9 protein-coding genes and 1 pseudogene are annotated in these 10,969 nt (G+C 58.0%); 2 read left to right on the plus strand and 8 right to left on the minus strand.

The genetic code is table 11. From position 1 onward, the window contains the following. Positions 1-90 precede the first annotated feature (90 nt). The 7 genes from pcaC to pcaR form a co-directional block, all read right to left on the minus strand. Positions 91-483 (minus strand): 4-carboxymuconolactone decarboxylase, encoded by a 393-nt coding sequence (pcaC, locus tag EQV90_RS20940; protein WP_003443064.1) that lies wholly within the window; start codon positions 481-483, stop codon positions 91-93. 11 nt (positions 484-494) lie between these two features. Beyond that, on the minus strand, positions 495-1,280 hold the full coding sequence (gene pcaD, locus EQV90_RS20945) for a 3-oxoadipate enol-lactonase (RefSeq protein WP_240878627.1): 786 nt from the start codon (positions 1,278-1,280) through the stop codon (positions 495-497). A gap of 12 nt (positions 1,281-1,292) precedes the next feature. Next, positions 1,293-2,657 carry a 3-carboxy-cis,cis-muconate cycloisomerase gene (locus tag EQV90_RS20950; protein WP_010655681.1) on the minus strand — a complete coding sequence of 455 codons (1,365 nt, stop codon included), beginning with the start codon at positions 2,655-2,657 and terminating at the stop codon, positions 1,293-1,295. Positions 2,658-2,704: 47 nt separating this feature from the next. Then, complete coding sequence (locus EQV90_RS20955) at positions 2,705-3,997, minus strand: MFS family transporter (protein ID WP_003443087.1); 1,293 nt, start codon at positions 3,995-3,997, stop codon at positions 2,705-2,707. A 118-nt stretch (positions 3,998-4,115) separates the two neighbouring features. Beyond that, on the minus strand, positions 4,116-5,321 hold the full coding sequence (gene pcaF / locus EQV90_RS20960) for a 3-oxoadipyl-CoA thiolase (RefSeq protein ID WP_191985176.1): 1,206 nt from the start codon (positions 5,319-5,321) through the stop codon (positions 4,116-4,118). A gap of 227 nt (positions 5,322-5,548) precedes the next feature. Beyond that, the gene (locus tag EQV90_RS20965; protein ID WP_003443090.1) at positions 5,549-6,895 is read right to left on the minus strand and encodes an MFS transporter; all 1,347 of its coding nucleotides are present in this window, start codon (positions 6,893-6,895) and stop codon (positions 5,549-5,551) included. A gap of 300 nt (positions 6,896-7,195) precedes the next feature. After that, positions 7,196-8,038: a pca regulon transcriptional regulator PcaR gene (gene pcaR, locus EQV90_RS20970; RefSeq protein WP_003443092.1), complete on the minus strand. Its 843-nt coding sequence runs from the start codon at positions 8,036-8,038 to the stop codon at positions 7,196-7,198. Positions 8,039-8,809: 771 nt separating this feature from the next. Here pcaR and EQV90_RS20975 point away from each other — a divergent pair. Both EQV90_RS20975 and EQV90_RS20980 read left to right on the plus strand, forming a co-directional pair. After that, positions 8,810-9,010 (plus strand): hypothetical protein, encoded by a 201-nt coding sequence (locus tag EQV90_RS20975; RefSeq protein ID WP_240878628.1) that lies wholly within the window; start codon positions 8,810-8,812, stop codon positions 9,008-9,010. Between the two features lie 352 nt (positions 9,011-9,362). Continuing rightward, the gene (locus EQV90_RS20980) at positions 9,363-10,835 is read left to right on the plus strand and encodes an inorganic phosphate transporter (RefSeq protein ID WP_003443096.1); all 1,473 of its coding nucleotides are present in this window, start codon (positions 9,363-9,365) and stop codon (positions 10,833-10,835) included. 11 nt (positions 10,836-10,846) lie between these two features. On the opposite strand, the pseudogene EQV90_RS20985 reads toward EQV90_RS20980, so the two are convergent. After that, positions 10,847-10,969, minus strand: a pseudogene (locus EQV90_RS20985) (hypothetical protein); the annotation flags it as partial.

A 10,969-nucleotide genomic window follows, 5' to 3' on the forward strand; every position in this document is an offset into this window, starting at 1 on the left:
GTAGTGCTGCCCCTGTAGGAACGAGCTTGCTCGCGAGCTGTTAAAAGCTCGCGAGCAAGCTCGCTCCTGCAGAAATGCAGGAAGGCGCTGCTATTCCCGCGATTCGACTCCCAGCTCGTCCCACACTGACTCCGCCAGATGGAAGGTGGCATTGGCCGCCGGGATACCGCAATAGATAGCGCTCTGCATCAGCACTTCCTTGATCTCTGCACGGGTGACGCCGTTACTGGCCGCCGCACGCAAATGCAATTTGAGCTCTTCGCTGCGGTTCATGCCGATCAGCATCGCAATAGTGATCAGGCTACGGGTGTGACGCGTCAGGCCGGGGCGGGTCCAGATATCACCCCAGGCGTGGCGGGTGATCATTTCCTGAAATTCGCTATTGAACTCGGTCAGGGCATTGAGGCTGCGATCGACATGGGCATCACCCAGCACTTCACGGCGTACGCTCAGACCTGCGTCGTAACGTTGTTTCTCGTCCACAAAACAGCTCCTTAAACGGCTGACAGGAAGGCCAGCACTCTTTGGCTGAAGGCATCACCCGCCTGCACGTTGGACAGGTGCGCGGCATGGAACTCGGCGTACTGGGCGCCCGCTACCTGTTCTTGAATAAAGTGACTGCCGGAAGGCGGCGTTACTGCGTCCTCGGTACCGGCAATAACCAGGGTAGGCACCTTGATGGCCGCCAGTTGATCACGAAAATCAGCATCGCGAACCGCTGCACAGTTGGCGGCGTAGCCTTGGGGCGAGGTCGCAGCCAGCATGTCGGTGATGCGCTTGACCTGCTCGGGATGTGCCTGGGCGTAATCGGCGGTGAACCAGCGGGCAATCGAGGCATCGCGCAGACCGGCCATCGCCTCAGGACCGTCGCGCAGTACCATTTCGATTCGCGGGTTCCACACCGACGGCTCGCCTATTTTGGCCGCGGTGTTGCACACCACCAGCTTGTTCAGGCGCTCGCCGGCATGGATGCCCAGCCACTGACCAATCAACCCGCCCATCGACAGCCCGCAAAAGTGCGCACGCTCGATATGCAGCGCATCCAGCAGCGCCAGTACGTCACGCCCCAGCTGTTCAATACTGTAGGGGCCCTCGCTGACCAGTGACTGGCCATGACCACGGGTGTCATAACGCAGCACCTGAAAATGCTCGGTAAACGCCGGGATTTGCGCGTCCCACATCCCCAGGTCGGTGCCCAGCGAGTTAGATAGAACCAGCACCGGCGCGCCTTGCGGGCCGTCAAGCCGGTAGTTCAGTTCACCTTCTTGTATAGGTCCCACGAACTTCTCCTTTTATGGCGTCAATGCAAAATGTTCAGCCCGGGCACGCTCCACCCATGTCACCGCCTGGCCGAGGTAATTGGCCGGATCAAGCAAGCGATCCAGATCTTGTGCGCTCAACTGCGCGCTTATTTGCGGCTCGTCGTCCAGCACTGAGCGCAGATGACGCTGCTCGGCCACCGCACGCTTGCAGCATTGCTCCAGCAGATGGTGCGCGGTTTCACGCCCTACCCTCTGTGCCAGCACGATACTGACCGCTTCGGCCAGCACCAGCCCATGGGTCAAATCAAGGTTGTGCAGCATGCGTTCGGCATCCACTTCCAGTCCCTGGGCAATATTCAACGCCTGCACCAGTGCCCCCGAGACCAAACAGCAAATCTCGGGCAGGGTTTCCCATTCGGCGTGCCACAAGCCCAGGCTACGTTCGTGCTCCTGGGGCATGGCGCTGAACAAGGTACTCAGCAAGCCCGGAACCCGGGTGGCGGCGCTGATCAACACCGCCGAGCCCACGGGGTTGCGCTTGTGCGGCATGGTCGAAGAGCCGCCCTTGCCCGGTGCCGCGGGCTCAAACACCTCCCCTGCTTCGGTCTGCATCAGCAAGCTGAGATCACGCCCCACCTTACCCAGGCTGCCGGCAATCAACCCCAGCACCGCGCCAAACTCCACCAGCCGATCACGCTGGGTGTGCCACGGCTGATCCGGCAGGCTCAGCCCCAGTTCCTCGGCCAACGCCTGCGCCACCGGCATCGCCTGATCGCCCAAGGCGGCCAGGGTTCCCGAAGCACCGCCAAATTGCAGGCACAGTAAGCGCGGCTTTAATTCCTTGAGGCGCTGACGGCTGCGAGTAACCGCACCCAGCCAGCCAGCGATTTTCATACCGAGGGTGACCGGAGTCGCCTGCTGCAACCAGGTTCGCCCCGCCAGAGGCGTGGTCGCATAGCGCAAAGCCTGTTGCGCAAGCACGGCTCCCAATTGCGCCAGATCCTGCTCAATCAAGCCCAGGGCTGAGCGCAATTGCAGCACCAGGCCACTGTCCATCACATCCTGGCTGGTGGCACCCAGATGCACATAACGCTCGGCCTCAGGTGCGGCGCTGGCAATCTGTTTGCCCAGCGCCTTGACCAATGGAATTGCCGAGTTGCCGGCGCTGGCGATCGCCTGGCCCAACGCCGCAAAGTCATACAGTTCAGCGCGACACGCCCGGTCAATCGGCGCAACGGCTGCCTGGGGGATCAGGCCAACCCGCGCCTGCGCCCGGGCCAGCGCCGCTTCAAAGTCGAGCATGGCCTGCACCCGGCCATGATCTGAAAACACCTCACCCATGGACTTGGCCGTGAAGTAGGCATCGAACAGTTGATTGCTCCTTCGGTCACTCATAAGCCTTCCTTTGAAGGCGCGCGCCGGTTATGGACGCGCGCGGTACATCACAGATCGTGGTGCAGATACTTGGGCTGCCTCGGCAGACGCAAGCTGAACAGGAAGGCGATAGCCATCATGACTGTCACATACCAGTAGAAGGTGTTTTCCATACCTTTGGCTTTCAGCGCGAAAGCCAGCACCTCGGCCGTACCGCCAAACAGGGCGTTGGCCACGGCATAGGCCATACCGACACCCAGCGCGCGGATGTGCGGAGGGAACATTTCGGCTTTCACCAACCCGCTGATGGATGTGTAAAAACTGACGATAGCCAGGGCCAGGGTAATCAGCACAAAGGCCAGAAATGGACTTGTGATGGTTTTCAATGTCAGCAAAATCGGTACCGTGCACAAGGTACCCAGCGCACCGAACCACAACATCGAGTTACGCCGACCGATTCTGTCGGCCAGCATGCCAAACAGCGGCTGCATGCACATATAAAAGAACAGCGCGCCGGTCATGATGTAGCTGGCAGTTTTGACTTGCATGCCGGCTGTGTTCACCAGGAATTTCTGCATATAAGTGGTGAAGGTGTAGAAAATCAGCGAGCCACCGGCGGTGTAGCCCAGCACGGTAATAAATGCCGCTTTGTGATCACGAAACAAAGCGCCAACGCTCCCGGCGTCCTTGTTCTTGCGCGACTCCTCGCTCGTGGTTTCTTTAAGGGTACGACGCAGCAATAGCGAAATCAGCGCCGCCACGGCGCCAATGAAGAACGGAATGCGCCAGCCCCAGGCCCGCAGTTCGTCTTCTGACAGCAGTTGCTGAAGCACGACCACCACCAACACTGCCAGCAGTTGCCCGCCGATCAGGGTCACGTACTGGAAGGAGGCGAAAAAACCGCGCTCGCCCTTGGGCGCCACTTCACTCATGTAAGTGGCGGTGGTGCCGTACTCCCCGCCCACTGACAAGCCCTGAAAGAGTCGGGCCACCAGCAACAAAGCCGGAGCCCAAGCACCGATCGTGTCATAGGTCGGCATGAAGGTGATCACCAGCGAGCCGGCGCACATCATCAGTACCGCAATCATCATCGAGTTCTTGCGCCCGTGCTTGTCGGCAACCCGGCCAAACAGCCAGCCACCGATGGGACGCATCAAAAAGCCTGCCGCAAACACGCCAGCAGTGTTGAGCAACTGCACGGTCGGGTCATCGGAGGGGAAAAAAGCCGGGGCGAAGTAGATTGCGCAAAAGGCATAAACGTAGAAGTCGAACCATTCGACCAGGTTGCCGGAGGAGGCACCGACAATCGCAAAAATCCTTTTTCTACGTTCCTCTCCCGTGTAGTGAGCTTCTGTTGTCATGTTTTTTACTCATCAGGTTTAGTTGCAGTTAGACATACCTTGCAACAACTATCACCACAACCACAAGTAAGCCGAACGACTGAGACAGTGGTTCGGCCCTGTGCTCAATGCCTGACTGTCAAACCCGCTCGATGGCCAGTGCCAGACCTTGCCCGACACCGACACACATGGTGGCAAGCCCTTTTTTGCCACCGGTTTTTTCAAGATGATGCAATGCGGTCAGTACAATTCGCGCACCGCTCATGCCCAACGGATGGCCCAGGGCAATTGCTCCGCCATTGGGATTGACCTGTGGCGCATCGTCCGCCAGCCCCAGCTCGCGCAGAACCGCCAGGCCCTGGCTGGCGAAGGCTTCATTGAGTTCAATCACGTCAAAATCGCTGACGGCCAGGCCCAGGCGTTCAACCAGCTTGCGCACTGCAGGTACCGGACCGATACCCATTACCCGCGGTGCCACTGCGGCGCTGGCCATGCCCAGTACCCGGGCACGGGCGGTCAGGCCGTGACGTTTGACGGCATCAGCCGAGGCCAGAATCAGTGCCGCGGCGCCATCGTTCACCCCTGAAGCATTGCCGGCAGTCACGGTTTTGTCCGGACCATTGACCGGCTTGAGCTTGCTCAAGGTTTCAAGGGTGGTATCGGCGCGCGGATGCTCATCGTGTTCAACGACGGTTTCACCCTTTTTGTGCGCAACACGCACCGGCACTATCTCTTCAGCAAAGTAGCCGGCAGCCCGGGCTGCGGCTGTGCGTTGCTGGCTGCGCAGGGCGAAGGCGTCCTGATCGGCGCGGGAGATGTGATAGTCATCGGCAACGTTATCGGCGGTTTGCGGCATCGGGTCGACACCGTACTGAGCTTTCATCAGCGGGTTGATAAAACGCCAGCCGATGGTGGTGTCTTCGAGCTTCATGTTGCGCGAGAAGGCAGCGTCCGCCTTGCCCATCACAAAGGGCGCGCGGGACATCGACTCGACGCCGCCAGCAATCGCCAGCTCCATCTCGCCGCTGGCAATCGCCCGGAAGGCTGTACCAATGGCATCCATACCCGAGGCACACAGCCGGTTAAGGGTCACGCCCGGAATGGTTTCCGGCAGCCCGGCCAGCAGAGCAGCCATGCGTGCCACGTTGCGATTGTCTTCGCCGGCCTGGTTGGCACAACCGAAAAATACTTCATCAACTTCGTTCCAGTTAACCCCGGGATTACGCTCGATCAGCGCCTTGATCGGCACTGCCGCCAGATCATCGGCACGCACTGCGGCCAGACCTGCGCCAAAACGGCCAATGGGGGTGCGAATCGCATCACAGATAAAAACTTCACGCATCAGGCTTCTCCTGGTGTTGGCCACGGGCCAGCGCTGTAGGCGCGGTCACGCAAGCCGCTGAGTTCAACATCGAGCGGCCCGCGGTGAGCGGCAATTACATGCTTGACGGCGTAGTGCAACGAAATGATGTCTGGCAGGTTAAGCCGCCGACTCAACCTGAACAATCCGATAATCGACTATGTGTGCGCTAATCGAACACATAGTTAGCTTGCTGACTAATCAACCCGCAATCAGGTTGCATCGGCGTGACTGACCATGCCTTTGATCAGTACCGCGGTGGTCGCCAGAGCTGCCGGAATCACCAGCGCCGTCAGCACTTGCTCGAAGTTCCAGCCCAAGCCCAGCAGGGTTGCGCCCATCCAGGCCCCCAGAATGGCGCCGAAGCGACCAATCCCGAGCATCCACGAAACGCCCGTGGCCCGCCCTTGGGTCGGGTAAAAACGCGCCGCCAGGGACGGCATCGCAGATTGCGCGCCGTTTACACACATACCGGCCACCAGAACCAGAGTGGCCAGGATCGTGATATTGCCCAGGCTCTGCCCTACTGCGTAGGCAAACACCCCAGCCAGCAGGTAGAACACACCTATTACCTTGTGCGGATTGAATCGATCCATCGCCCATCCCACACCCACGGCACTCAAGACTCCGCCGAACTGGAAAAGCGCACCAATAAACGCGGCCTGCTCCATGCTGGCCCCGCTGTCACGCATCAGGGTCGGCAGCCAGCTGGTGAGCAGATACACAATCACCAGCCCCATGAAGTAGGTGAGCCACAGCAACAAGGTGCCGGCGCTATAGGTCCCGGAGAAGATCACGGCAAATACATTGCGCGCCTTGACGGTCTGCTGCTCGGGCACGCTGAAGCGGGTGGCGCCGGCAACAATGGCCGGAGCAATGGGTGCCAGGGTTTTACGAATCAGCTCAATACTTCGATTGCGTACCACCAGAAAACGCGCAGATTCCGGCAGCCACACCACCAGAACCAATGTCAGCAGCAACGGCAAGATCCCGCCGATCAGCAACAGGCTGTGCCAGCCGTACATCGGGATCAATTTGGCCGAGATGAAACCTCCGCCTGCCATGCCCAGATTGAAACCGCAGAACATGCTGGTCACCAACAGCGACTTGTGGCGCTCCGGTGTGTACTCAGACAGCAAGGTGGTGGCGTTCGGCATCCCGGCGCCAAGGCCCAGGCCGGTTAAAAAGCGCAAGACCAGAAGTTGATCGACATTAGTGCTGTAGGCCGAGGCCAGGCTAAACCCGCCAAACACCAGCACGGCCCCCACCAGCACCACTTTTCGCCCGAAACGGTCAGCCAGCGGCCCCGAACCCAAGGCTCCGAATACCATGCCTATCAGCGCCGCGCTCATGACCGGGCCAAGGCTGGCGCGGTCTATCCCCCAGTCCTGCGACAGGGCCGGAGCGATGAAGCCCATGGCTGCGGTGTCCAGACCATCCAGAAAGACAATCAGAAAACACAGAATGACTACTCGCCACTGGTAACGCGAGAGCGGCTGAGTATTGATAAAGGACTGCACATCAAGGCAGTTTCCTGCAGCAGACTGAGACGAATTCATTATTTTTATTCCGGGAAAACGCAGGTGAACGAAAGCCTGCCAAGGAGCGGCTGCTCACACAAGAAACATAAAAGAGGATGTCAAACCGGTCTTGGGAGGACCGTCGAAGACTGCTTCCAGATCAGGAAGTGGGGGGTGTTCATGGCGTTCGGCCTCTTCTTTATTATAGTGGGCGAATCCTGGTTGAATGCTTGGGCAGACTGCATTCCAGGGCGCTCCCGGACAATAATCAGCCCGCCGCCGGCATGCAATTCGATAAACGCTTAACTGTGCGTTTATCGAACGCTTAGTGCGCCCACCTCAGCTGAACAGCTGGGCACTCAGGTCGCGACTGGAGCTCAGCATGATCGGCAGAAAGCGCTGTTCCAGTTCGGTACGGCTCACTCTTGCGGCATGGGTACTGACGTTCAAGGCTGCGAGCACTTGCCCGGAAGCGTCATATACCGGAACTGCAATGGAACGCAGGCCCTGCTCCAGCTCTTGATCAACCACACACCAGCCTTGTTCCCGCACCTGCTGCAAACACTCAAGCAACGCTTCGGGCGTATGCAGAGTACGGCTGGTCTTGGCCTGAAACTCAGCATGGGCCAGGTACTCGTGCAATGTCACATCATCCAGTGCCGCCAGGAGGATGCGGCCCATGGAGGTGCAATACGCCGGCAACCGCCCGCCCACGGAAAGATCTACCGAAATCAGGCGCTGAGTGGTAGCCGAACGGGCAATGTACAGAATGTCGTCACCCTCGAGGGTCGCCATGTTGCAGGCCTCATGCAGCTGCTCGCTCATACGGTCCAGATACGGCTGGGCCGACACCGCCAAAGGTGTCGATGACAGGTAGGCATGACCGAGAGTCAGTACTTTGGGCAGTAACGAATAAGTACGGCCATCAGTAGTGGCATAACCGAGCTTGATCAGGGTGTACAGGCAGCGGCGCACTGCGGCCCGTGGAATCTCGGTGCGATGGCTGATCTGGGCAATGGTCAGATGGCGCTTGCGCTCCTGAAAGGCCTGCACCACCGCCAGCCCCCGGGCCAATGACGCCATAAAATCGGGATCGCCGGTGAACGCCTGGATACGCTTGGCGGGCGACGCCACAATCGGAGGCGCGATACAGGTAGCGGCATTGCGCAATACATCATTCATCTTCAATCCCCCTGCTTGAATTTATTGTTATTAACCACCTGTCCAACCCGCAGAACGCGTTGACCCACACAACAGAGGGCGATTATCGAACTGTCGGGCGATAATCGCAATCGACTCGGCATTGCCCTGCCATTGCCCGCGCGGGTAATGGAGAGATCATTTACATGCCGATCGATGATCTTCAATCAGCGCACTTAATCAACGCCTGCGGTCTTTATTAAAAAACCAGCCCTTTCACATTTCATGTGTCAAGCGCCCGACACAGATAGAAACCGTCTGTATAAAGCGCACAGATTAAACCCGGGCGCCGACTTGAAACTTGTGCAGCCAACTCCCCGCCCCCTCAACTAATAGATAAGGTTCGTATCATATCTAGTTAAGCCTTTAGTGCCGTGACTCGCCGATCACCCGAAAGTTGACGCGCCCGAAGTTATTGGGCGATAGTAGCAACATTACTTGGGCCAGCATGCTTCCTAAGTAAGTGAGTGCACAGAATCAAGCACCCTCCGTTATTGGATCCAAGTCGCTGAGTGAATTCAACAAGCCCCGCGGCTTAACATTCAAGTGCACTGCATGTTGTCCCCCTCGAGGGTGAACACTTACCGTGGCGATCTGCATTTTTAGTTGATGACATGCGGCGTGCAAAGAACGGCTTGTTTAACCTTGTCATTGCTTACAGGCCGTGCACAAGGCGAGCACACACGTTAAATCGAACGCCCTCTCGTACACGATGGTTCACCGGATTTAATCTCAACTCAATTAGGTAATACTGTGACGAAAGACGAACTGCGCGCAGAACTTGAGCGTCAGGAGCAACGTTACAAGGATGTTTACGGTGGCGAAGTGACTATCTACGCTGCCCAGCCAGAACCGGAGCGCGAACCCTGGCGCAAACGGGCCAGCCTGCTGGATCAGGCATTCTCCCAGGAAATTCAAAAAATTGAACAAGAGCTCAAGCCAGAGGAACCCTGAACCTTTGGCCTGAATGCAGCTATTGAGCGCGGCTGGAGGTCCCTGACGACTGGCCATTCGCGCGCGCATTGCTGTGGTTTGTGACGCCGAGGCTGAAACTACCCCTTCTCACGGGCCGGATTGAAGAAATTTCATCCTTAAGTCGTAGCCTTCACAAGGGCAGGTATCAGCCCCGCAAGAACGCGTACAGCCTTTGATATCAGCGGCTTGGAGAGGAGTTCAGGTTCTCTGCCGGGAATAGCCATCACTGGTTTTTTCATTTATAGATGTTACCAACGGACAGCTAGTGCATCGATTAGCGGGGTTTTCTGGCATAATCCGCACCCCTTTATGACCGTGTCAGAAAACCTTCATGATCGATCTATTAAGCGGATTGGACGCCTGGGTTCTTATCAGCCTCTTCTTCGCCCTAGCCTTTGTTCTCGCATTTGAGTTCATAAACGGCTTTCATGACACCGCGAATGCGGTAGCAACAGTCATCTACACCAAAGCCATGCCGCCTCATCTGGCGGTGTTCTTTTCCGGTGTGTTCAATTTTCTCGGCGTTCTGCTGGGCGGGGTCGGTGTGGCGTATGCCATCGTCCACCTGCTTCCGGTAGAGCTCCTGGTCAATGTAAACACCGGACATGGCCTGGCCATGGTGTTCTCGCTGCTTGCCGCTGCCATCACCTGGAACCTGGGAACCTGGTATTTCGGGATTCCCGCGTCGAGTTCACACACCCTGATCGGCTCTATCCTCGGTGTCGGCCTGGCCAATGCCCTGATCAACGGAATTCCGGTGAGTGAAGGTGTTAACTGGCAGAAGGCCATCGACATTGGCGCCTCGCTGGTATTCTCGCCAATGGCCGGATTCGTGATTGCGGGACTGTTGCTGGTTGGTCTCAAGTGGTGGCGTCCTAACTCCAAGATGCACAAGACCCCGGAGCAACGCCGCAAACTGGACGACAAAAAGCATCCGCCGTTCTGGAACCGTCTGGTTCTGGTGATCTCGGCCATGGCGGTGAGTTTCGTTCACGGCTCCAACGATGGCCAGAAAGGCATCGGCCTGATCATGCTGGTTCTGATCGGCATCGTGCCAAGTGCGTTCGTTCTGGACCTCAACAGCACCACCTATCAGATCGAGCGGACTCGCGATGCAACCCTGCACCTGAGCCAGTTCTATCAGCGTAACAACGCCTCCCTGAGCGAGTTCCTGGCACTGGGCAAAAGCGTAAAAGACGACTTGCCGGATCAGTTCAGCTGCAACCCGCAGCAAACCGAGCCGACCATCGCCGCGCTACTGAGCTCGCTTAAAGGCGTAGCAGACTACCACTCGCTCCCGTCTGAAAAGCGTATCGAGATCCGTCGCTACCTGCTTTGCCTGGACGACACCGCGAAGAAAGTCAGCAAATTGCCAGCACTTGAAGCCCGTGAAAAAGCGGACCTCGAAAAACTGCGCAAAGATCTGACCGCCACCACTGAATACGCGCCATTCTGGGTGATTCTGGCAGTTGCTCTGGCTCTCGGGCTGGGCACCATGGTTGGCTGGAAGCGCGTGGTGAAAACCATCGGCGAGAAGATCGGCAAGCAAGGCATGACCTATGCACAAGGCATGGCGGCCCAGATCACCACGGCCTTTGCCATTGGCCTGGCCAATGTCTTCGCCCTGCCGGTATCGACGACACACATCCTGTCGTCGGGTGTTGCCGGCACCATGGTCGCCAACAAGAGCGGCCTGCAAAGCAGTACGATCAAAACCATCCTGATGGCGTGGGTGCTGACCTTACCGGCCACCATCGCACTGTCTGCGGGGCTGTTCTGGCTGGCATCGAAAATGCTCGCCTGATTTAGCGTTGTCTAGTCCTGAAATAGGTTTACACCTGTTTCACCCCAACGCCCGATGCATTGCATCGGGCGTTTTGTATTTCAAAGACTGGTGCGGACGCTCGCTGTTGTAGATCGATATCGACTCACTCACCA

The organism is Pseudomonas sp. TMW22089 (assembly GCF_022496645.1).
Taxonomy (GTDB): domain Bacteria; phylum Pseudomonadota; class Gammaproteobacteria; order Pseudomonadales; family Pseudomonadaceae; genus Aquipseudomonas; species Aquipseudomonas paraversuta.